At 61.8% G+C, this 22,118-nt stretch carries 23 protein-coding genes; 10 read left to right on the forward strand and 13 right to left on the reverse strand.

The window, feature by feature from the left end; all coding sequences use genetic code 11:
- Positions 1 to 79: 79 nt before the first annotated feature.
- The 4 genes from ACUIAG_RS08375 (at position 80) to ACUIAG_RS08390 (ending at position 4,483) form a co-directional block, all read left to right on the forward strand.
- Positions 80 to 1,390: an ABC transporter substrate-binding protein gene (locus ACUIAG_RS08375; RefSeq protein ID WP_101431937.1), complete on the forward strand. Its 1,311-nt coding sequence runs from the start codon at positions 80 to 82 to the stop codon at positions 1,388 to 1,390.
- 31 nt (positions 1,391 to 1,421) lie between these two features.
- On the forward strand, positions 1,422 to 2,357 hold the full coding sequence (locus tag ACUIAG_RS08380) for a carbohydrate ABC transporter permease (protein ID WP_306221733.1): 936 nt from the start codon (positions 1,422 to 1,424) through the stop codon (positions 2,355 to 2,357).
- A 20-nt stretch (positions 2,358 to 2,377) separates the two neighbouring features.
- On the forward strand, positions 2,378 to 3,259 hold the full coding sequence (locus ACUIAG_RS08385) for a carbohydrate ABC transporter permease (protein ID WP_306221734.1): 882 nt from the start codon (positions 2,378 to 2,380) through the stop codon (positions 3,257 to 3,259).
- Between the two features lie 93 nt (positions 3,260 to 3,352).
- Complete coding sequence (locus tag ACUIAG_RS08390; RefSeq protein WP_445339648.1) at positions 3,353 to 4,483, forward strand: glycoside hydrolase family 172 protein; 1,131 nt, start codon at positions 3,353 to 3,355, stop codon at positions 4,481 to 4,483.
- 26 nt (positions 4,484 to 4,509) lie between these two features.
- Here the strand turns inward: ACUIAG_RS08390 and ACUIAG_RS08395 are convergent, their stop codons facing one another.
- Together ACUIAG_RS08395 and cysS are read right to left on the reverse strand one after the other, a co-directional pair.
- Positions 4,510 to 5,520, reverse strand: a complete 1,011-nt coding sequence (locus ACUIAG_RS08395; RefSeq protein ID WP_313837085.1) for a LacI family DNA-binding transcriptional regulator — start codon at positions 5,518 to 5,520, stop codon at positions 4,510 to 4,512.
- A gap of 4 nt (positions 5,521 to 5,524) precedes the next feature.
- Positions 5,525 to 7,102 carry a cysteine--tRNA ligase gene (gene cysS / locus ACUIAG_RS08400; RefSeq protein ID WP_445339649.1) on the reverse strand — a complete coding sequence of 526 codons (1,578 nt, stop codon included), beginning with the start codon at positions 7,100 to 7,102 and terminating at the stop codon, positions 5,525 to 5,527.
- Between the two features lie 91 nt (positions 7,103 to 7,193).
- Between cysS and ACUIAG_RS08405 the strand changes: the two genes are divergently transcribed.
- Entirely contained in the window at positions 7,194 to 7,919 is a 726-nt protein-coding gene (locus tag ACUIAG_RS08405) for a type 1 glutamine amidotransferase (protein ID WP_306221737.1), read from the forward strand.
- A gap of 2 nt (positions 7,920 to 7,921) precedes the next feature.
- Here ACUIAG_RS08405 and ACUIAG_RS08410 read toward each other — a convergent pair whose 3' ends face one another.
- The 9 genes from ACUIAG_RS08410 to coaD all read right to left on the reverse strand — a co-directional run bounded on the left by ACUIAG_RS08410 (position 7,922) and on the right by coaD (position 16,321).
- Positions 7,922 to 9,868 carry an ATP-binding cassette domain-containing protein gene (locus ACUIAG_RS08410; protein ID WP_445339650.1) on the reverse strand — a complete coding sequence of 649 codons (1,947 nt, stop codon included), beginning with the start codon at positions 9,866 to 9,868 and terminating at the stop codon, positions 7,922 to 7,924.
- Between the two features lie 54 nt (positions 9,869 to 9,922).
- The gene (locus ACUIAG_RS08415; protein ID WP_445339651.1) at positions 9,923 to 10,582 is read right to left on the reverse strand and encodes a sugar O-acetyltransferase; all 660 of its coding nucleotides are present in this window, start codon (positions 10,580 to 10,582) and stop codon (positions 9,923 to 9,925) included.
- 30 nt (positions 10,583 to 10,612) lie between these two features.
- Entirely contained in the window at positions 10,613 to 11,167 is a 555-nt protein-coding gene (ilvN, locus tag ACUIAG_RS08420; protein WP_029677724.1) for an acetolactate synthase small subunit, read from the reverse strand.
- A gap of 14 nt (positions 11,168 to 11,181) precedes the next feature.
- Complete coding sequence (locus ACUIAG_RS08425) at positions 11,182 to 13,122, reverse strand: acetolactate synthase large subunit (RefSeq protein WP_445339652.1); 1,941 nt, start codon at positions 13,120 to 13,122, stop codon at positions 11,182 to 11,184.
- Positions 13,123 to 13,339: 217 nt separating this feature from the next.
- Entirely contained in the window at positions 13,340 to 14,101 is a 762-nt protein-coding gene (rnc, locus tag ACUIAG_RS08430; protein WP_445339653.1) for a ribonuclease III, read from the reverse strand.
- A 142-nt stretch (positions 14,102 to 14,243) separates the two neighbouring features.
- A complete protein-coding gene (gene rpmF, locus ACUIAG_RS08435) occupies positions 14,244 to 14,438 on the reverse strand; it encodes a 50S ribosomal protein L32 (RefSeq protein WP_015021378.1) in 195 nt (64 codons plus the stop codon).
- Positions 14,439 to 14,502: 64 nt separating this feature from the next.
- Positions 14,503 to 15,126, reverse strand: coding sequence for a YceD family protein (locus ACUIAG_RS08440; protein WP_445339654.1), 624 nt, complete (start codon positions 15,124 to 15,126; stop codon positions 14,503 to 14,505).
- The gene (locus ACUIAG_RS08445) at positions 15,123 to 15,812 is read right to left on the reverse strand and encodes a cell division protein (protein WP_445339655.1); all 690 of its coding nucleotides are present in this window, start codon (positions 15,810 to 15,812) and stop codon (positions 15,123 to 15,125) included. The genes ACUIAG_RS08440 and ACUIAG_RS08445 overlap by 4 nt, the downstream gene beginning before the upstream one ends.
- Positions 15,812 to 16,321: a pantetheine-phosphate adenylyltransferase gene (gene coaD / locus ACUIAG_RS08450; RefSeq protein WP_029677731.1), complete on the reverse strand. Its 510-nt coding sequence runs from the start codon at positions 16,319 to 16,321 to the stop codon at positions 15,812 to 15,814. Before coaD ends, ACUIAG_RS08445 begins: the two co-directional genes overlap by 1 nt.
- Before the next feature lie 61 nt (positions 16,322 to 16,382).
- On the opposite strand from coaD, the gene ACUIAG_RS08455 reads away from it, so the two are divergent.
- A complete protein-coding gene (locus tag ACUIAG_RS08455; protein WP_445339656.1) occupies positions 16,383 to 16,694 on the forward strand; it encodes a DUF3039 domain-containing protein in 312 nt (103 codons plus the stop codon).
- Positions 16,695 to 16,719: 25 nt separating this feature from the next.
- Here the strand turns inward: ACUIAG_RS08455 and ACUIAG_RS08460 are convergent, their stop codons facing one another.
- Positions 16,720 to 17,739: an aldo/keto reductase gene (locus ACUIAG_RS08460; RefSeq protein WP_445339657.1), complete on the reverse strand. Its 1,020-nt coding sequence runs from the start codon at positions 17,737 to 17,739 to the stop codon at positions 16,720 to 16,722.
- Positions 17,739 to 19,085, reverse strand: a complete 1,347-nt coding sequence (locus tag ACUIAG_RS08465) for a nicotinate phosphoribosyltransferase (protein WP_445339658.1) — start codon at positions 19,083 to 19,085, stop codon at positions 17,739 to 17,741. The genes ACUIAG_RS08460 and ACUIAG_RS08465 overlap by 1 nt, the downstream gene beginning before the upstream one ends.
- A 103-nt stretch (positions 19,086 to 19,188) precedes the next feature.
- Here ACUIAG_RS08465 and ACUIAG_RS08470 point away from each other — a divergent pair, with 103 nt between their 5' ends.
- From ACUIAG_RS08470 to ACUIAG_RS08485, 4 genes are all read left to right on the forward strand, one after another.
- The gene (locus tag ACUIAG_RS08470) at positions 19,189 to 19,827 is read left to right on the forward strand and encodes a Pr6Pr family membrane protein (RefSeq protein ID WP_339347018.1); all 639 of its coding nucleotides are present in this window, start codon (positions 19,189 to 19,191) and stop codon (positions 19,825 to 19,827) included.
- A 66-nt stretch (positions 19,828 to 19,893) separates the two neighbouring features.
- Positions 19,894 to 20,658, forward strand: coding sequence for a ribonuclease PH (rph, locus tag ACUIAG_RS08475; RefSeq protein ID WP_445339659.1), 765 nt, complete (start codon positions 19,894 to 19,896; stop codon positions 20,656 to 20,658).
- Positions 20,659 to 20,694: 36 nt separating this feature from the next.
- Positions 20,695 to 21,393, forward strand: a complete 699-nt coding sequence (locus tag ACUIAG_RS08480) for a non-canonical purine NTP pyrophosphatase (RefSeq protein WP_445339660.1) — start codon at positions 20,695 to 20,697, stop codon at positions 21,391 to 21,393.
- 293 nt (positions 21,394 to 21,686) lie between these two features.
- A complete protein-coding gene (locus ACUIAG_RS08485) occupies positions 21,687 to 22,004 on the forward strand; it encodes a hypothetical protein (protein ID WP_445339661.1) in 318 nt (105 codons plus the stop codon).
- The last annotated feature ends 114 nt before the right edge of the window (positions 22,005 to 22,118 follow it).

The following is a 22,118-nucleotide window of genomic DNA, read 5'->3' on the forward strand; positions in this document are numbered from 1 at the left end:
CTACACCTGAAGTCGAAACCTTTCGACATGTTGAATCGCAGTAGATGGATGCAAGGATGCAAGGAAGTTAGGAGCCATCATGAAGATCAGAAGAGGGATCGGGGCGGCCTTGGCCTTGGCCATGTCGATCCTGCCGCTGGCGGCCTGCGGATCGGGGGGCGATGCTCCCCAGGAAGCCCATCCGTCCAGCATCAAGATCTGGTACTACGAGGAGCCCAGCAGCGGTCAGGCCCGGGGCTGGCTGAAGGCTGCCGATATCTTTACCCGACAGACCGGCATCAAGGTGGATTTCGAGGTAAAGTCATTCACTCAGATTGCCCAGAATGGCAGCCAGTTCCTCAACTCGGACGACGCCCCGGACGTCATGGAGTCCAATCGCGGCAACGGCTCGGCCGGGGTCCTGTCCACCCTGCAGCTGCTGACCGACCTGAAGCCCTATGTGCAGAAGTACGGCTGGGACAAGAAGGTGCGTGGCCAGGCGGCGGCAGTGGGCAAGTACGACAAGCGCGGCGTCATGGACGGGGATACCTGGTACGGGGTTTCCTCCTACGCGGAGATGCAGCGCGTCTACTACAACAAGGACTTGTTTGCCAAGTACAAGATCCCCATCCCGCAAACCTTTGACCAGTTCGTGGCAGCCCTCAAGGCCTTCAAGAGCCACGGCGTCACGCCCATAGCGGCCGATGCCCAGGAATATGGGGTGCTCTGGCTCTGGTGGCAGCTGGCCATGACCAAGGCCGATGCCCAATTCGTCGATGACTGGCAGCTCTACAAGCATCCAGTCAACTGGCGCAGCAAGCCGCTGACCTTCGCCACCAACACCATCCGTGACTGGATCGACAAGGGATATATCTCCAAGAATGCCACCGGCATGAAGGCCGAGGACACGACCACGGCATTCATCAAGGGGACCTATCCCATCTACCAGACCGGCACCTGGAACCAGACCCGCTTCATGGAGCAGGTCAAGGCTTTCGACTGGACGGCATCCATCTTCCCGGGGGCCAAGATGGTCGAGGGCTGCGCGGGCAACCTGCTGGTCATCCCGCAGAAGTCACGGCGCAAGGATGCCGCGGCCCGCTATATCAATGTGGTCCTGTCCAAGGAGGTTCAGAACTACATCGGCAACAAGGGCGGCGTGCCAGTGGCGGCTGACACGGCGGCTATTACCAACCCCAAGAGCCGTGATCTGGTCAATGAATACACCAAAGCCTCGGACGCCAGCCGGATGAGCTACTATCCCGACTACCCCGCGCCCAACCTGACCGACGCCATGCCGGCCGCCTTCCAAGAGCTGGTCAACGGCACCAAGAGCCCCGACCAGGTTTTGGACACCCTGCATAAGAACTACGACGACGGCGTCGCCCAGCTCGATCTCGATGACGACTGAGCTGCGTCAATCCGCCAAGGAGAGTACAAGCATGTCTGACACACATAGCAGGAAGAAGGCGCAGTCCCGCATCCCGGGCAGTGCGCCCTCGCGGTTCGTTCCTTATCTGATTCCCGGTCTGATAGGCATCGTGGCCATCGTCATCGTGCCCATCTTCTGGAACATCTACCTGAGCTTCACCCGCTGGAGGGGGGTGGGGCCGACCAAATGGGTGGGTCTGCGCAACTGGCGACGACTCATGGGCGACTCGACCTTCTGGGTCTCCTTCGGGCACACCCTCTGGATCATCGTGGCCATCGTCATCATCCCCACGGTTCTGGGCCTGCTGATCTCCTCGGCCCTGACTGACGTGATCCAGAAGAAGTTCGGCCCCCACACCTCCTCGACCCTGCGGGCCCTCTACTACCTGCCCCAGGTTCTGCCCGTGGCCGTGGCCACCATCATCATGGGCTGGATCTTCAGGCCTGAAGACGGTGCGGTCAATGACCTGCTGACCAAGATCGGCTTGGGCGGACTGGCCCACAACTGGCTGGGCTCGACCACCACGGCCCTGCCCATCCTCATGGTCATCCTGATCTGGATCCAGCTGGGCTATCCCATCGTCATTTTCATGTCCGGACTGCAGCGGGTGGATCCCGAGCTCTACGAGGCGGCCAGCCTGGACGGGGCCAACTGGTGGCAGAAGTTTCGCGTCATCACCCTGCCCTCCATCATTCCCGAGCTCCTGGTGGTCATTCTCACGTCTACCATCGGTGCGCTGAAGACCTTCGCTCCGGTTTATCTGCTGACCAAGGGCGGGCCCGGCACCTCCACTATGGTTCCCTCCTACTACTCCTACAACCAGTTCTTCCAGGTGCAGCAGGTGGGCTACGGTGCCGCCATCTCGACATCCCTAACCGTGGTCATCGTCATCTTCTCCATCGTCTTCACCATCGTGCAGAAGCGCGTGCAAAAGAACATCGCCTGAGGAAGGCTAGGAAGCACATCATGAATAATCAAGCCACACTGCAAGCCGACGCCCGGGTGTCCTCCCGGCACGCCCATAGAATCCGCACCTGGGGGGATTGGGCCGGTCTGATCCTGCTGATTGCCGGAGCCGTAATCATGCTCTTCCCCCTGCTGATCCTGGTCCTGAACGCTTTCAAGACTACGGCTGACTACAACGCCACGGGTCCCCTGTCCGTGCCTGCCCACTTCAGCATGGATGGCATCATCTCCTTCTGGAACAAGAGCAATTTCCCGCTCAAGCTGGGCAACTCCCTGCTGATTTCCCTGGTAGTGGCCGTTGTCGGGGTCCTGCTTTCGGTCCTCAACTCCTTCGCTCTGGGCATCGGCAGGGTCAAGGGCAACACGGTCATCCTCCTGTTCATCATGCTGGCCAACATGGTCCCCCAGGAGGCCCTGCTCTATCCGCTCTACGTCATGTTCAAATGGATGGGCTTCTACAACTCCCAGTGGTCCATCATCATCATCTTCACCATCATCCAGAGCGCCTACGGCACCTACCTGCTCTCCTCGGTCTACGGTACCTTCCCCCAGGCCATCCTGGAAGCGGCCACCGTCGATGGGGCCTCGCGCTGGCAGATTCTGCGCAAGATCGTACTGCCGGTGTCCTGGTCGACCATCAGCGTCCTCTTTGTCTTCTTCTTCATCTGGACCTGGAACGAGTACATGATCCCCATGGCCTTCCTGATGAGCGAGAAGACGCAGACCATACCGCTGGCTCTGGCGACCATGCAGGGGCAGCACACCATGGCTGCCACCGACCTGGCATCCGCCTCCCTGCTCAGCATCATCCCCACCATCATCTTCTTCATCTTCTTCCAGAGGAAGCTCTCGCAGGGGATAGTGGCAGGTGCTGTCAAGTAATCGCCGCTGCACAAGTACACTGAACATGGCCGCCCGCTGCAAGAGGGCAGAGGAGGGGAGCGAGCGGCCCGAACATGAAAGGCAACCACAACCATGGGTATGACCATGCCGAACTTCACCAACGGTCTTGAGGCGCTGACTCGTCCATCCACAGACCGCACCCGTTGCATCAACGCCGAGAACCCTCGGGGAGGCAAGGGCAGTGCAGCTATGACTGCAAGCAATCTCGGTCCATCCAGAAAAGGAACCCCATGCCTGAGGAACATCCCTCCTGGGCAGGACATGGTTCTAGCCGACCTGTCCGGCGCGGGCGAGATCCGTCATATCTGGATGACCGTGACCGATGCCACTTCGCCTACCGGGCCCAACGTCCTGCGCAATCTGATTCTGGAATGTTACTGGGATGGGGAACAAACGCCCTCAGTCTGCGTGCCTTTGGGCGACTTCTTCTGCTGTGGCCACGCCCAGGGCTGCCGGGTGGAGTCCGTGCCTGTAGCCGTCTACCCACGCCGGGGCTTCAACTGCTACTGGCCCATGCCTTTCCATCATGGGGCACGGATCGTCCTGCGCAACCGCCACAACGAGCCCATCGAGGCCTTCTTTTACCAGATCGACTATGTGGAAAAGGACGAGCTGCCCGAGCAGGTAATGACCTTCCATGCCCAGTGGCGCCGTCAGCGGGTCACCGAACTGGGTCAGGACTATGTGATCCTGGACGGAGTACATGGCCGGGGCTCCTACGTGGGTACCTATCTGGCTCTGACTGCCCTGGAGAGCCGCTGGTGGGGCGAGGGCGAGGTCAAGGTCTACCTGGACGGGGACAAGGACTATCCCACTTGGTGCTCCACGGGCAGCGAGGATTACTTCGGCGGTGCCTGGAGCTTTGCCGGGCAGGATCCGGATGGTTGTATGCACGAGGTCACCTACAGCGGGGCCTACATGGGATTTCCCTTCCATTCCAGGCAGTTGGATAATCGCGAATCCCAGTACTGGGATGCCGATACCCCGGTGACCAGAGGATTCTATCGTTGGCACATTCCCGACCCCATTATTTTCGCGAGCGATATCAAGGTGACCTTGCAGCAGATAGGCGTGGACGAACAGGGCTACTTCGAACGTCAAGATGACCTGGCCAGTGTGGCCTATTGGTACCAACAGGAGCCTCACCAGCCCTTCCCGCACAATGTGCTGGAGACAGGGGAGAGGGACCGTCGGCCACGCTGAGTGGCGGCTCGGGCGGTCTCCGGCTTCTATCGGCTGATGGAGGAGCGGTCGATCAGCTTGGGACGCTCCAGTTGGACTCGGCCGGCCAGGGAAGCCCCCTCCTCCACAGCCTGGGTCAGCAGATCCGCAGCCTTGGCACACAGTGAGCGGGGGGTAAGGGGCATCTCTGAGATGCCTTGAAGCTCAAGAGTGGGGCTGACCTTGCCTGCGGCGCAAGACAGAACGGCCACGTCATCAGGAATACTCATGCCGTCCGAACGCATGCGAATCACCACGGTGTCCAGCAGGGAGGGGCGGATCTGGCCGATCAGGCCATCGATGCGGCCGTGATGGATAAGATCCAGCACCTGCTGGGTATAGGCCAAATCGCTGCCGGTAGGTCCCGGCTGAAGCTGCAGATCCATGCCCAAGCGGCAGGCCCAGGTCTTGAGACTGCGTAGCAGGATAAGGCGGAAGCCGGAACCGCGCCGGTATTCGCCCTCGAGATCCTCCAGAAAGAGCAGGCGTTTGCATCCCGCCCGGGCCATGGCTTCCACCGCCATGCGGCCCATCAGTTCGAAGTCCAAATCCACACAGGCGCAGGCTGCGTGCTGCTGAGGCACTCCCAAGGCCACGCAGGGGCGTCCGTATGAGGCGGCCTGGGCGGCGCGTATGTCATCGTCCACCAGATCCATCAGGACCACGCCGTCGGCCAGATTGCTGCGGGTGACCCGCCGAATATCTTCGACGCCGTTTTCGGCGGTCAGCAGCAGGGAGTCATAGCCACGGGCATGCTCGCAGCTGGCCATCTCGATGAAGTAATCCGCGTAGGAGGCCCGGTTCTGCCCGGGGCGCAGGGGGGCGCTCAGGGCGACAATCTGATTGCGCTTGGCCCGCAGCATTCGGGCACCGGCATCCGGGGCGTAGTCCAGTTCGTCGGCGGCTTGCATGATCCGCTGGTAGGTTTCCGGAGAGACGGGACGCTTGCCAGAGAAGGCATAAGAGACTGTGCTGACCGAGACTCCGGCCCTTCTGGCGACATCGCGTATATCGGACATGAGGTCAGCGGTTCAGATCCCAGGTGCTGCCAGCGGGTGTGTCCGCCACGGTCACGCCGGCCGCCGTCAGCTGATCCCTGATGGCATCGGCCCGGGCGAAGTCATGATCCTTTCGTGCTTGATCGCGTTCCTTCAACTGCTGGCCTACCAAGGCATCCAGGGTGTTCATGGCTTGATCGTCATGGTCGGCTGCAGCCCCGGCCCAGTGGGGATCGAGGGGATCAAGGCCGAAGACATCCAGCATGGCTCTGACCTGGAGCAGGGCATTAGCCAGCCACTTCCGATCCAGAGCATTCGGATCCGCATCCATGGCCGCGTTGGCTTGACGGATCAGTGCATAGAGGGCGGCCAGGCCGCCTGAGACGTTGATGTCGTCATTCATGGCCTGCACAAAGTCCTCCGGCAGATCATCCGCGCTCAGTCCAGCCACGCGGGCACGCTCGGGCTGTGCGCCCAGGATCCGCCCGGCCCGGTCCACGAAGTTGCGGATGCGCTCGTAGGCGCCCTCGGCCTCCTGCAGGGACTGGTCGGACCATTCCAGCATGGACCGGTACTGCACCGAGACCAAGGCGTAGCGCACCACCCAGGCCGGATGCTGCGAAAGCACCTGACCCACGGACAGTCCGTTGCCCAGGGACTTGCTCATCTTCTCGCCCTTCTGGGTCACCCATGCCGTGTGCATCCATCGATGGGCGAACCCCCAGCCGGCTGCGTGCGACTGGGCCATCTCGTTCTCGTGGTGGGGGAAGCGCAGGTCCAGGCCGCCTCCGTGGATGTCGAAATCCGCGCCCAGATAGCGGTGACTCATGGCCGAGCATTCCAGATGCCAGCCCGGCCGACCTGTGCCGAAGGGGGTTTGCCAGCGAGCTGTGGGCGGGTCTGTAGGCTTGGGTGCCTTCCAAAGTGCGAAGTCGCGGGGGTCTCGCTTGCCGGGCTCCTCATCGGTATCGGCAGCCTGGTCATCAGTGTCGATGCTGGGCCCTAGCCGGTCGTTGGCGGCGGCCTGCTCGTCAGCGGGCTGGGTGCCGGTCTGCTGGTGGGTCAGGGTACCATACTCAGGCCAGGAGGCCACGTCGAAGTAGACATTGCCTGATGGGCGGCCCTGTTCGTCGGGCACCACATAGGCGTGGCCGCGGTCGATGATGCGCTGGATCAGGTCGATCATCTCGGGGATGTGCCCAGTGGCTCGGGGCTCGTAGGTGGGTGGCAGGGCTCCCATGGTCTCATAGGCATGGGTGAATTCGCGCTCGTAGATGTAGGCCCGCTCCCACCAGCGCTGGCCGTTGGCCGCCGCCTTGGTAAGGATCTTGTCGTCGATATCAGTCACGTTGCGGATCAGGGTCACCTGGTAGCCCAGCCTGAGCAGCCAGCGCCTGATCACGTCGAATGCCAAGGTGGTCCTGATGTGGCCGATGTGGGGCGAGCTCTGCACCGTGGCCCCGCACACGTAGATGCCAACCTTGCCCGGTTCGATAGGCCGGAAGGGGGTCACCTGGTGACCAGCTGTGTCATACAGACGCAGACCAGCTGCGGCCAGGCTGACTGAAGCCTTGGAATCATGCGGTTGCGAACTCGTATCCATATCCTTGAGCCTACCAAGGCTTGCTGACTGCCCAGGGGGAAATGCCGAGCCTGCAGACCCGGTCCGATGGCATCTGTGCAAGAATGGAATCATGGCGAAACCTAGGGTGCTGGTGGTCCAGCATGTGGATTGGGAGAAGCCGGGTCGCATTCTCGACAACCTCCAGGAGTGCGGGCTGGACACCGAGATCACCAATATCGTGGACGAGAAGAAGCCCAAGCTGCCGCGCTCGCGTGAGTTGGCGGGACTGGTCATCATGGGCGGGCCCATGTCGGCTGACGACTACGCGCATCACCCCGGACTCAAGGCGGAGACCAAGCTGGCCAAGGCGGCGATGGCTGCCAACAAGCCCATTCTGGGGATTTGCCTGGGTCATCAGATTCTGGCGCGGGCCCTGGGAGGCACCCTGATGCGGGATCAGGATCCCGAATACGGCATGGGCCCCATCCGCTGGGTGGGGCAGGACGACGACGTGGCCATGTGGAGCAAGAACACGGATGTGTTGCACTGGCACGCTGACCAGGTCACCCTCCCGCCGGGGGCCAAGCTTCTGGCCCGCTCCCAGGCAACCAAGGTTCAGGCTTTTCGGCTTGGATCGGCCTTGGGCCTACAGTTCCACCTGGAGGTGACGGCGCCCATTTTCGAGGAGTGGATGCAGGTGCCGAGCATGGTTGGCACGATGAAGAAGTCCAAGATCGCTAAAATGCGCGAAGAATTTATCAAAGGGATGCCGCAGATGCAGCCTCTGGCCGATGCCATCTTCTCTGCCTTTGCGGCCAGGTGCTCGACTCAGGCCGCCCAGCTAGCTGCCGCCTGAGGCTACTCCAGCTCCTCCCCGATGGTCAGCCACTCCTCCTCTAGCTGGTCCGATTGCCCGGTCAGATCCTTGAGCTTGCTGTTGAGCTCGTTGAGACCCTGGTAGTCGCCTGGGTCGTGCTCAGCCATCTGTCGTTCAAGTTCCTTGCGTTGATCAGCCAGCTTGGCCAGCTTGCGTTCGATGGCGGAGGCCTGCTTGTTAAGAGTTCGCCTGGCAACACGTTCGGCCTTGGCCTGATTATGATTCCCGGTCTCCTTGGCTGATGCCTGGCCCGGTGCATCCGTAGCCTCCCGGTCGGCCGATTCGACCATGTCCAGGTAGTCTTGGACGCCGCCGGGCAGGTGAACCACCTTGCCGTTGATCAGGGCGAACTGCTGGTCGGTCACCCGCTCCAGCAGGTAGCGGTCGTGGGAGACCACGATCAGAGTGCCCGGCCACGAATCCAGCATGTCTTCCATAACGGCCAGCATGTCGGTGTCCAGGTCGTTGCCTGGCTCGTCCATGACCAGCACGTTGGGCTCGTCCAGCAGGATGAGCAGGAGCTGCATGCGGCGCTTCTGTCCGCCGGACAGGTCGCCTATTCTGGTCATCAGCTGGGAGCTTTCAAAGCCCAGGCGCTCCATCAGTTGGCTCGGGGACACCTCCTTGCCCTCCACCAGATAGGTGGGCTTGTAGCGGCTAAGGACCTCTTTGATCCGATAGCGGCCCAGCTTCTCCAGTTCATCCAGACGCTGGGTCAGCACCGCGAAGCGGACCGTCTTGCCCACCTTGACGTGTCCTGCCGTGGGAGCCACGCTGCCGTCAATCAGACCTAGCAGGGTGGACTTGCCCGCTCCGTTGGCGCCTACGATGCCGAATCGGTCGCCGGGGCCGATCAGCCAGGTCACGTCGTCCAGGACCTTGTGTCCGCTGATGGTGAGGGTGTCGGCTGCCGCAGTGCCCGGACGGTCCTTGCCGGGATCGGCGGCCACGGTCACCGAGCCCATCAGAGGGCGCTCGGCATGAGGGGAGGGGACCCGGTCGTTCCTGTTTCCATCGGCATCGGAACCGGCCCCTGGATAGATCTTGGTCACGTCGACCAGGTCCACCACCTGCTTGCCCAGGCGTGAGGTGGCCATCCGCTTGAGTTCCAGGCTGTTGCGCATGGGCGGCACGTCGGCGATCAGCTCCTGCGCGGCCTTGACATGGAATTTCTGCTTGGTCGACCGGGCCCGGGCTCCTCGGGTCAGCCAGGCCAGTTCCTTGCGGGCCAGGTTGCGGCGCTTGGTCTCGGCCAGATCCGCCTGGCGCTCGCGCTCCACCCGCTGGAGCATGTAGGCGCTGTAGCCGCCCTCGAAGGGGTCGATGGTTCCATCATGCACCTCCCACATGGAGGTGCAGACCTCGTCCAGGAACCAGCGGTCGTGGGTGACCAGCAGGAGGGCTCCGGAATTCTTGGCCCAGCGGTTCTTCAGATGCTCGGCCAGCCAGTGGATGGTGAGCAGATCCAGATGATTGGTCGGCTCATCCAGGGCCAGGATGTCCCAATCCTGAAGCAGCAGCCGTGCCAGATCCACCCTGCGGCGCTGACCGCCTGACAGGGTGCCCACCTTGGCCTCCAGCTCCATGCCGCCCAGAAGGGACTCGACGATCTCGCGCGATCTGGGGTCGGCAGCCCATTCGTAGTCTTGTCGATTCTCCAGGGCCGCCTTGCGGACCGTGTCCTCGTCCTTCAGGGGATCACGTTGGTCCAGCATGCCAAAGGTGAGTCCATTGCGCATGGTCACCCGGCCCTGTTCGGGTTCCTGGGTGCCTTTCAGCAGGTGCAGCAGGGTGGACTTGCCGTCGCCGTTTCGGCCCACGATGCCGATACGATCACCCTCGAAGATGCCCTGCGTCACATCCGTAAAGATGGTTTTGGTGGCGAAGGATAGAGCGACGTGTTCCAGACCGAGATCATAGATGGGCATGATTACCCAATCTACCGCCAGCCTTGGATGGAATGAGCTCTGGGCTTTTAGGGGTTATTGGTCCTGGTCGTTCCCCTGGTCCCGCTGACGAATTCTGTCTAGATAGCCAGTTCTGTCCGCATCGGTGATAGGTCGCAGGACAGTGCAGGGGTTGCCGACCGCAACTACCTGATCCGGTATGTCATGGGTGACGACAGACCCCGCTCCGATGACGGCCCCACGGCCAATCCGCACTCCTCCCAGGACGACCACGTGACCGCCCAGCCAGGCACCCTGGCAGATTTCGATGGGTCGGGCCTGGCAGGCGCCAGCCTTCCGTTCCTCATAGTCCAGGGCATGGTTGGTGCAGAAGAGCCCTGCGCCGGGGCCTATCCACACGTTCCTGCCTATGGTGATCGGAGCGTTGTCCAGCATGACGGCTCCATAATTGATCAGCGTCTGGCTGCCGATCCGTATGTTGCAACCGACTTCGCATCTGAAGTCCGGATTGATGACGACATCCTGTCCCACCTGGCCCAGAAGATCTTCCAGAATCCGTCGGCGTTTCTGCTTATGCCCAGGGCCGGTCCTGTTGTACTCCAGGAAGAGGTTCTCGGCCCGTTCCCTCTGGCGATCGATGTCGGGATGGGTGTCCTGATAGACCTGACCGGATACCATCCGCTCCCATTCGATTCGGCCGGTCCGGCTCATTTCCGCCGTCACATCGTCAGTCATGGGCACCGCCTTCCAGGATAATGGGATGAGTCAGCGGTCGGTGATCTGGGAGCCCAGCACCTTCTCGCTCAGGGCCCGGGGTCCCCGAGTCACGGCCACGGCGCCCGACCTGACCAGCTCGATGATGCCGAAGGGCCGCAGCAACCGCAGCAGGGCTTCCAACTTGCCTTCGGCCCCGGTGGCTTCGATGGTCAGGGACTCGGGGTGGACGTCGACTACGCGCACACGGAAGAGTTTGACGATCTCCAGCACATCGGAGCGGTTGCGTTCGTTGGCTTTGACCTTGATCATCACCAGCTCGCGTTCCACGGCCTCGTCGCCCTTGAGCTCGACGATCTTGAGCACATGCAGGAGCTTGTTGAGCTGCTTGATGATCTGCTCCAGGGGGACGGCCTCCACGTCTGCTGTGACCGTGATCCGGGAGATGTCGTCCCGTTCAGTGGACGAGACTGACAGTGAGTTGATGTTGAAAGCGCGCCGGGCGAACAGGCCGGCCACCCTGGCCAGGACGCCGGGGCGGTTTTCGACCAGGACGGAAAGGGTGTGCCGTTCGGAACCGGGCTTGGAAGCTGGATAATTGGCCATGTGGTGCCCCTTTCCTACTTGTTTATACGACCGGCGGCGTCGCTGGCCATGGCTGCCCGGTCGGCTCCGGTCTGCTCATGCGGCTCGGTCTGCTCCTGCTCCGGACGGATGCCGGCCAGGGGTTGCACGCCAGGCTTATAGATGATGGTGTCATTGGAGGCGCCAGCCGGGACCATGGGCCATACCATGGCATCCTTCCAGACGCGGAAGTCGATCAGAACCGGTCGGTCAGTCACTGCGTTGGCCTTATCGATGGCCTCCAGGGCTTGCTCCTGGGTAAAGGCCCGCAGTCCCAGGCAGCCATAGGCCTCGGCGAGCTTGACGAAGTCGGGGATGCCGTTGCCTTCTGCGGGCTTTGCGCCGCCGTCCTCCAGGTTGGTCTGGGAGTAGTGGCTGCCGTAGAAGAGGGTCTGCCACTGACGGACCATGCCGTAGACCGAGTTGTTGAGTATGGCGATGCGAATGGGCAGCCCCGCCTGCCCGGCCGTGGCCAGCTCCTCGGAGGTCATCTGGAAGGAGCCATCCCCGTCGATCAGCCAGACGGGCCGTGGATCTTCCTGTTCCCTGGTGCCGATTGCCGTGCCGATGGCGGCGGGCAGACCATAGCCCATGGTCCCCAATCCGCAGGAGGAGACCCAGGAGCGGGTGCGTTCGAAGTCGATGAACTGGCTGGCCCACATCTGGTGCTGGCCTACCCCCGATACCCAGATGGTATTCGGATCGGCCTTGTTGCTCAGGGTCTGAACCACCCACTGGGGGGCCAGGGTGCCGTCCGGGCTGGGCTCAAAGGTGGTGGGGTAGTCGTGCCGCCAGCCGTCGATCAGCCGCCACCAAGGTTTGAGATCGGGCTTGCCCCAGGTGCGTTGGGCCGCCTTGAGTGCCGGGATCAGATCGTCCAGTACCTGGCCCACATCCCCGACGATGGGTACATCCGCCTGCCGGTTCTTGCCGATCTCGGCCGGGTCTATGTCTATATGAATGACCCTGGCCACCGGGGCGAAGTCTTCCAGGCTGCCGGTCACCCGGTCGTCGAAGCGTGTGCCCACAGCCACCAGCAGATCAGAGTGCTGGATAGCTCCATTGGCGGCCACCGTGCCGTGCATGCCGGGCATTCCCAGAACTGCTGGGTCGGAGTCGGGCACGATGCCTCGCGCGGGCAGGGTGGTGACCATGGGGGCACCCGTAGCTCGAACGAGCTCCTGGACCTGCCGACGGGCGTCTGACCGGACTGCGCCGCCACCCACATAGAGGACAGGTCTGTGTGACTGGACCAGGAGTCGGGCGGCATCGTCCAGGACGTGCCCATGGGCCCGCGTCACCGGGTTATAGCCGGGCAGGATCATCTCCTGGGGCCAGGAGTAGAGCATTTTGCCGTTCTGAGCCGTCTTGCTCAAATCCACTACTACCGGGCCGGGCCTTCCCGAGCGGGCGATGTGGTAGGCCTCGGTCATGACCCGGGGGATGTCCTGGGCCTTGGTCACCAGATAGGAGTGCTTGGCCACCGGGTAGGTGATGCCCACGATGTCAGCCTCTTGGAAGGCATCGGTGCCGATGGAGTCCACGCCCACCTGGCCGGTCACCACCACTAGGGGAACCGAGTCCATCATGGCATCGGCTATGGGGGTGACCATATTGGTGGCTCCGGGTCCAGAAGTCACCAGGCAGACTCCCACCTTGCCTGTGGAGACGGCGTAGCCCTCGGCGGCGTGTCCGGCGGCCTGTTCGTGGCGAACCAAGGTGAAGTTAAAGCGCGCCTTTTCGTCAATAGCATCGTAGGTAGGCAGAATGGCCCCTCCTGGAACGCCGAATACCTGGGTGACCCCCAGGTCCTCCAGGGACCGAATCAGCGCTTGGGCTCCCGTCATGGGCTCGCCCTGGGCGGGGACATCCTTGTCGTCATGGTCCCAGTTCTTGGGTACCGAGCTGAACGCTTGCAGAGGTGTCGGCAGACTCATGTTTCCTCTCGACCTCCAGACTGCGCGCCGACCTGCGGCCGTGCATGTCGAAATACGAACCTGTCGGAGCGTCGGCGGGGTGGGCGGACGAATCCCGATCAGGAGGAGGCACCTTTGCTGCTCGTGACGGCGTGCCTCCGGGTTATGCCCATAGTCTAAACAGGGGTCTGGTCGGGGCGTGGCGGCAGTACCGTATGCCGGAATTCCGGCTGGAGGCTCATGATGATTGCTCGGTGCGAAGGGCCTTAAGCAGATCCTGGTCGTCCAGCCGCTTCCACCCCTGGGCGGCCGCAGCCAGCTGGGCCTTCCGCTTGCTGCTGGCCCGGCCCTTGCCGATCACGGTCCCGCCGTCGTCCAGTCGCAGCTCGGCAGTGAAGACCTGGGCGTATTCCGGCCCGGAGACCGCCATGGTGTACCGGGGCTCGCCCAAACCCAACTTGTGGGACTTGACGGTAACCGAGGTCTTCCAATCCAGTGCGGGTCCCTCGGTGGCTACCTCGGCCAGGGTGTCGTCAAGAAGGGTGTGGACTGTGGTCCTGGCCCCCTCGATGCCGTGCTCCACGAAGACCGACCCGATCAGTGATTCGACGGTGTCGCAGAGTATGGAGTCCTTGTCGGCTCCACCGTTCTCGCTCTCTCCACGGCCCAGAAGAATATATTGCCCCAGGTGCAGCTTCTCCCGGGCGATGGCCGACAGGGCCTCCTCGGAGACGGCCTTGGCCCGCATTTTGGCCAGTTGGCCCTCGGTCATGTCCGGATGAACCTTGTATAAGGTCTCGGTGGCAACCAGCTCCAGAACCGCATCGCCCAGGAATTCCAGCCGTTCGTTGTTGGGCATGCCTGGGTGCTCATGGGCGAAGGAGCGATGGGTCAGGGCGTGTACCAACAGTCCCGGGCTGACTCTGCCGCCCAGGGCCTGGAAGAGCTCCTCAGCCGCTTGGTTGCCGGGATCTACCTGCTCCTGTTCCTTCTGCTGCATGTGGTCTTCCTGATCCTTCCTGGAGTGCCCTGCCTGCATGGTCATTCTCGCTTTCTCGGCCTTTCCATCTGATGATATGGAAAAACCCCTGCCACCCGTCGATGGCCGGGGTTCTTTCATTGCGTGCTGATCGCTGATCGGCTCACTTGCTGAACTGCGAGCGAATGGCGTCGCGGTAGACTCGCCCGCGGTACATGCCGCAGCTGGGGCATGCCATATGCGGTAGCGCGGGAGCTCCGCAGTTGGGGCAGGTAACCGTAGCGGCGGCCTGGGTCTTCCAGTTGGCGCGCCGGGAATGGGTGTTGGCGCGCGAGGTCTTGTACTTTGGCAGTGCCATATTGTCCTCTGTTTCGATCGAATACTTCGAGCTTAAGCGTAGAGTAGTCTACCGCAACCTCCGGTCATTCGCCAGCCCGGCCGTCGTTGCCGGGGTTCTCCTCCTGCTCCAGACGCTGTTTGAGTCCTTCCAGGGCCGCCCACCGGTCGTCCGTTATCTCGTGGTGGTGATCGGGATGGTCATTCAGATCCATGCCGCACTGGGGGCACAGGCCCCGGCAGTCGGGTCGGCACAGGGGCTGCAGGGGGAGGGCCTCCACCAGGGTGTCGCGCAGCAGGGCCTCCAGATCCATGAAGGCGCCTCCGCTGACCAGCGGGTAGGTCTGGCCGCCAGCCTCTTCCTCCTGCTCGGCCAGGATCTCCTCCTTGCCATGGGTCGGCTCCGGTTCGGGCTCCTTGTAGGGGAAGAAGACCACCGGGTCGTCCTTGATGCTGGTATTGACGGGCCTCAGGCAGCGGGTGCATTCGGTCTTCAGGGGCACGCTGATATGGGCCTGCAACAGGAGTCCGTCCACCAGGGAGTCGATGTCTCCCTCCACATGCACAGGCGTTCCTGCCGGGATGCCCACTACCTGGTCGCCGATGCCCTCCGGGGATGGAAAATCACGGTCCACCCGGGTGCTCTGCCCTGCCCGCGTCGACACCTGGGCCACTGAAACCGCCCAAGGGGAATCCTCCGGTCTGCTCATCCCTGTGCCTCCTCTCCCTGGTCCGAGACTGACGCGTTCATGCTACGCGCCGCCTCCTGCTCACGCTGATGGAGAACCTCCAGGCCGGCACGCACATCCTGGCTCATCTTGCCCAGCTGGGTATCAAGCTCGCCCATGACCTGGGCGGCATACCCATCAGCTCCCTGGACCAGACGGTCTGCCTGGGACTGGGCCGTGTCGATGATGGTCTGGGCCTTCTGCCGGGCTATGGCCACTACATTCTCCTGGCCGGCCAGGAAGCGAGCCTGCTCGCCGGCCTCCTTGACGATGTCCGCAGCCCGACTCTGGGCATCGGATATGGTGGCGTTGGCCTGGGTCTGAGCCGTGTTCAGCCGACGTTCCGCCTCCCTCATGAGCGCCGAGGCCCGTTCCAGTTGCACTGGCAGCATTTTCTTGAGCTCGTTGAGGTCATCGGCCAGCTCGTCTCGGTCCACCTTGACCAGTCCCGGACTGAAAATTGGGGCCTTGGCCTCGTCCAGCATGGCCTGAATCCGGTCGATGATGTCATAGACGGTGGTGAATTCCGATCGGGGGTTCCCGCTCTTGCTCCGATCCTCCTGCAGGTCGGGCAGGTCCTTCATGTCGACTGCGGGCTTGGGAGCGCTCGCTCTGGTCGAGTCGTCGATAGGCTCGCCATCGTCCCTTTCCTGGGTATGCTCGTTCATCATTGGCTCTTTTCCGTGTGCGGTGTGTCCCTGTGCAATGTGCCTATCAGCGCGTCCACGACGCTGTCGGGGACCATGCCGGTGATGTCCCCTCCATGCCTTGCCACGTCCTTGACGATGGTGCTGGAGATGTGCTCCCTCACCGGATCGGCTGGCAGGAAGAGCGTTTCCACCCCGGACAGCTTGCGATTGACCAGGGCCATGCCCAGCTCGGCCTCATAGTCCCCGTTCTGCCTCAGTCCTTTGACGATGACCGAGGCGCCCACCTTACGGCAGTAGTCGGTGATCAGGCCATCAGTAGAGGCTACGGTGATGTTCGGGTACCCGTCCTCGTCCAGGGCCCGGCGGATCATGGCCACCCGCTCTTGTTCGCTGAACATGGGGGTCTTGGCGGCGTTGACGGCCACAACCACGTGGACCGTCTCAAAGAAGCAGGCGCAGCGTTCGATCACGTCCATGTGGCCGGAGGTGACCGGATCGTATGAGCCAGGGCATACAGCGATAGTCATGATTCTCAGCGTAGCGCGTCATAGGGAGCGAACGTGTAGCTCGTCGCCGTACCATGGTGTCATGACTGCAAGCAAGAGCATTCGCATGGAGGATCCGGAGCGAGAGCGGAACCCCGACCAGGGTACTGGCACGGCCGTGCTGGACCGTCCGGACACCGAGACCGCCGAGAAAACCCGGCTGAACGACCAGGGCGATGCCGACAGGTTCGCCCACTACGTCTCCCGTGAGCGCATCGCCGAGTCCAAGCTGACCGGTCGGCCTGTCGTGGCACTCTGTGGCAAGGTCTGGGTGCCCAAGCATGACCCCTCCCAGTACCCGGTCTGCCCGGACTGCAAGCGCATCTATGAGCAGATGACCGGCGGCAGCCACTAAGCACTGCTGAGCGGCCCAGGCTGCTTCAGGACTGCCTGCCCAAGGCGATTCGGTCGATCGTCTCCAGCTCCTCCTGGCTGAAGTCGGCCGACTGAACGGCCTTGAGATTGTCCAGGATCTGCTCGGGCTTGGAGGCGCCGATGAGCACCGAGGTGACAGCCGGGTCCCTGAGCAGCCAGGCCAGGGCCATTTCTGCCAGACTCTGGCCGCGTTGGCCGGCCAGCTCGTTCAGGTCCTGAATCTGCTTCAGCAGCTGTGGGGTCAGGGCGGACTCCTTGAGGAAGCGGCCGTCGGCCCGAATCCGGCTGTCTTCGGGAATTCCGTGCAGGTAGCGGTCGGTCAGCAGTCCCTGGGCCAGCGGGCTAAAGGTGATCAGTCCCTTTTTCTCTTTCATTACTGCCTGTTTGAGACCGTTGTCCTCTATGGTTCTGTCGAAGATCGAATAGCGGTTCTGATTGATGACGAAGGGGACGTGCATCTCGGTCAGGATGGCCGAGGCCCGTGCCATGGTCGGCCCGTCGTAGTTGGACAGTCCCAGGTAGAGGGCCTTGCCGCTGGTGACCGCCTGGGCCAGGGCGCCCATGGTCTCTTCAAGAGGCGTGTCCGGGTCAGGGCGATGGTGGTAGAAGATGTCCACATAGTCAAGCCCCAGCCGTTTCAGACTCTGGTCCAGTCCGGACAGCAGATGCTTGCGTGAGCCGAAGTCCCCATAAGGGCCAGGCCACATTTCATAACCGGCCTTGGTGGAGATGACCAGCTCCTGGCGGTGGTGGCTGAAGCACCGCCGCAGGATGATTCCCATGTTGCGCTCGGCGGCGCCTGGTCCGGGTCCGTAGTTGTCAGCCAGATCGAAGTGGGTGATGCCGTGGTCGAAGGCCGTCGTGCACAGCTCCTGCATACGGTCCAGGGGCGTGGTGTCGCCGAAGTTGTGCCAGCAGCCCAGGCAGATGGGCGGCAGTTTCAGACCGCTGTCACCGCAACGCCGGTAGGCTGTGGAATCATATCGGCTCGGGTCTGGCTGGTAGGTTTCGCCTTGCGCGCTCATCAGATGCTCCTGACCAAAGTAGGTAGGACCGGCTCGCCCTTCATCAGGCTCAGGGCGTTGATGGGCATCTCCTCAAGGGCCTTGGCCCGATGCTCCCGGGCATCCAGGACGGCCTGCCCGCCCTGGAACTCCGGCCTGCTCTGGCCATGATCCACGTAGGTGACCAGCAGATCCCGCCAGTCCTGCTCAGGCGTATAGGCCGCCAGCGCCTGTTCGGCGCCCGAGATGACGTGCTCGGCATCGGCCACCCCGTTGTGGTAGGAGCGGTAGGCCAGCTTGCGTCCCGGTACCGAGGCCTTGCCCACCGACTTCTTGGCTACAGCCTCCATGTCCCCATTGGAGTTCTCGCGCTCGGTCAGCTTGTAGACCATGGCGCAGGTAGGCGCCCCCGAACCGGTGACCAGCATGGTGCCCACCCCGTAGGAGTCCACCGGGGCATCCTGCAGGGAGGCGATGGCGTACTCGTCCAGATCGTTGGTGACGGTGATTGTGGCCTTGGTGGCTCCCAGGGCGTCCAGCTGGGCGCGGACCTGCTGTGCCAGTGAGCCCAGGTCTCCGGAGTCGATGCGAACCCCGCCCAGCTCCGGTCCGGCAACCTCGACGGCTGTTCTGACTGCCTCCTCGATGGAGTAGGTGTCGGTCAGCAGGGTGGTCCCCTTGCCTAAGGCCTGAATCTGACCCTGGAAGGCCTCGCGTTCATTGTCATGCAGGAGGGTGAATGAGTGGGCAGCGGTTCCAATGGCCTTGAAACCGTATCGCTTGGCCGCCAGCAGGTTTGATGTCCCTTGGAATCCGCCGACTATGGCCGCTCTGGCCGCTGCCACGGCTGCATACTCGTTGGCACGGCGTGCACCCATATCCATGCAGGGCCGGCCCTTGGCCGCGGTGACCATGCGGGAGGCGGCCGAGGCCACGGCCGAGTCGTAGTTGAGTATGGACAGGATCAGGGTCTCCAGCAGTGTGCACTCGCCGAAACTGCCCTCGACCTGCAGAATGGGGGAGTCGGGGAAGAATATCTCGCCCTCCCGGTAGCCGCGGATGGTTCCGGTGAAGCGGAAGTGCTCCAGCCAGTCGATGGAGGTCTGGCTGACGATGTGACGGTCTGACAGAAAGCGAAGCTCATCCTCGCTGGGATGGAAATCCGCCAGCGCTTCCAGAATCCGTCCGGTGCCTGCCACAACTCCGTAGCGGCGCCCTGCCGGCAGGTGCCGGGTGTAGACCTCGAAGACGGATTGGCGTCCGGCCGTACCGTCCTGCAGGGCGGCATCCAGCATGGTGTATTCGTACATATCGGTCATCAGAGCCGTGGAGGTTCCGGTGTCCTTACTATTGTTTTCAGCGTTCATATCTTCCCCTTTGTGGGTGGAAAGGCCCTTGGTTGGCACCCAGTCTAATCCTCTGACCGCTTGGCTCGCCCTGCCCTCCCAAGGTCGGGCTATGCTGGTCCGCATGAGATTCGTCGTGGGCATCTACCGATTGCTGATCGCCTTTTTCTGCCTAGGCGGCACCTATGAGGCCTGGCTGCTGGGGATCGGCAACAAGTGGGTCTATTTTACCTTCCAGACCAATATCGCCCTAGGCCTGGTCATGCTCTGGGCCGGAGCGGCCACCCTGCTCAAGGGCATCCAGCCTCCCGCCTGGCTCAAAGGATGTCTGACGCTCTACATAGTCATCACCGGGCTGGTGGCCATCCTGGTCCTGGGGCTGAACAGCACGGACTACAAGCTGGTCCTGGGTATCCGGACCACATGGATGATCCACGTCATCAGCCCTATCCTGGCATCGGTGGACTTCCTCCTGTTCGACCCTCATCGTCGTTTCCACTGGCATAACGTGCTGACCTGGCTGATCTATTTCCCCTTCTACGTAGCTTTCGTAGTGATCAGGGCCGCCATCTGGCCTCATTCGGGACCGGAGCCGGGCGGTAATCCCTACCCCTATGCCTTCTTGGACCTCGGACACTTAGGATGGGCCCAGCTGATAGTCAACCTGGCTGAGTACCTGGTCGTCTTCTTCGCCCTGTCACTGGTCATCTTCCTGATCGATCGCATCCTGCCGGCCAAGACACCGCTGACCATTGATCGGTAGACGGCTGACGGAATAATGGGGACCAGACCAGGGGAGCCTGGGCGGAACGGGAAAGGATCATCACTGATGGTTGCTATCAAGGACATGCTCCAGGAGGGTGCCGTGCTGCGGCCTGACGGCAGGGCGGCTGATGAGTTGCGGCCGGTCGTCATCACCAGGCATTGGACGGAGGCCCCCGAGGGATCGGTGCTGATCGAGTGCGGCAAGACCAGGGTCATGTGCACGGCCTCCTTCACGCCGACGCTGCCCCGTTGGCGCAAGGACTCCGGGCTGGGCTGGGTCACGGCCGAGTACGCCATGCTTCCCAGGGCCACCAGTGACAGGACTGCACGCGAGTCGGTTCGAGGAAAGGTAGGTGGCCGCACCCAGGAGATCAGCCGGCTGATAGGCCGTTGCCTGCGTGGTGTGGTGGATATGAAGGCTCTGGGTGAGAATCAGATCCAGCTTGACTGCGACGTGCTTCAGGCCGACGGCGGCACCCGTACAGCCTCGGTAACCGGCGCCTACGTGGCCATGGTCGATGCCCTCCGATGGGCCCAGGACCACCATCACATCCGCAGTGCCGACAAGGTGATCAAGGATTGCGTCTCGGCCGTCTCGGTGGGCATCATCGATGGCAAGCCCATGCTTGACCTTCCCTATCTTGAGGACAGTAGGGCCATGACTGATATGAACGTGTCCATGACCGGCTCCGGCGATTTCATAGAGATACAGGGAACGGCGGAGCATCGTCCCTTCAATCGTCAGGAGCTTGGCACCTTGCTGGACCTGGCAACCAAGGGGAACAAGGAGCTTCAGGCCGCTCAGCGCAAGGCTCTGGCATCCGACTGACGTCCGGGGCAGGAATTTTCAGCGAGGAGGACAGGTATGGGGCGGATCAGAAAAGTAGTTGTGGCCACGCACAACGAGGGCAAACTAGGTGAGCTTCGTCGCATACTCGACGGTTTCTTGACCGCTGAGGGGCGGAGAATCGAGCTGGTTTCGGCCGGGCAGCTGGGACTACCCGATCCGGTAGAGACCGGCACCACTTTTCAGGAGAACGCCCTTCTCAAGGCTGGACAGGCCGCTCGGGAGTCCGGTCTGCCGGCGCTGGCGGACGACTCGGGGCTGGTCGTTGATGTGATGGGTGCCGCCCCGGGGATCCTTACGGCAAGGTGGAGCGGCCACCACGGCGACGACAAGGCCAACTTGGAGCTCTTGCTGAACCAGCTGAACGACATTCCTGACGATCACAGGGGAGGGCGGTTTGTCTGTGCTGCCGCCCTGGTCGTTCCGGATGTAGCGGGATATGCCGTCCGAGGGCATCAGGTGACCAGGGTTGGCGAGATGCCAGGAAGCATCATTCGCCAGGCACGCGGGGAAAACGGGTTTGGCTATGACCCGATTTTCGTGCCTCATGATCAGCCCCGGCGCACCAGCGGCCAGCAGCCGCTGACTTCCGCGGAAATGACCTCGGATGAAAAGAACGTTATTTCGCACAGGGGCAAGGCTCTGGCGGCCATTATGCCGATTCTTATCAGCTGGGTGCTGGGCGATGGCCACTTACAGACTGATAAATTCTTATAGATTTCATGCTGTGAACAGTCGCGAAACTGCGACAATCATGCTCTGAGTGTCGGTTTCGTTCGAAGTATGCAAGGAAACGCGAAGGTGCGATTTTTTTTTTTTATCGCTATGGCATATCGGCGATAGGGGGGGGGGACAAATTAAAAGCAAAGTTGATCTGTTTTAGCACATGACTCTATCGGGACTTGGGGGTTTCGTATTGAAGCGATTGCAAGAACGGAACAATAAGGCATCGCTGCACGTGAAACTGTTCGTTCATCGCTGTTCTGGTAACCCTTCTGGGGACGCTGGCCATGGTTGTTCCGCAGGGGCTGAGCGCGCTTTCATCCAGCCAGGCCAATGCCAATGATGGGCAGGACGAAACGGCTAGCAGGAAGCCTCGGCTCTATAGAATGTTGGCTTCAAACGACAAGATTAATACCTGGCAGGATGAGTTCCGCATGGACTTCATCCTGCTTGTGAAACACAACGACTCGAAGCCGGATTGCGTCGATCTGGGCAAGTCGGACACCTGTGGCAAGGCGAAATGTAATATATATAAGTATGCTGGTTCTGATAACCATACAAATTACTTATCGTATAAGATATATAAACAGTATGACTTCAGATAATGACCTTGAAAATAACAAAAATGGGAATGCGTATGATGGGGCTGTAGCATGGCTGGGGATCATGTGGAGCGCTACACAGTTTACAAGATAATCAACTCGGGTTTATATGATTTC

The sequence above is a fragment of the Bifidobacterium sp. ESL0825 genome (assembly GCF_052606465.1).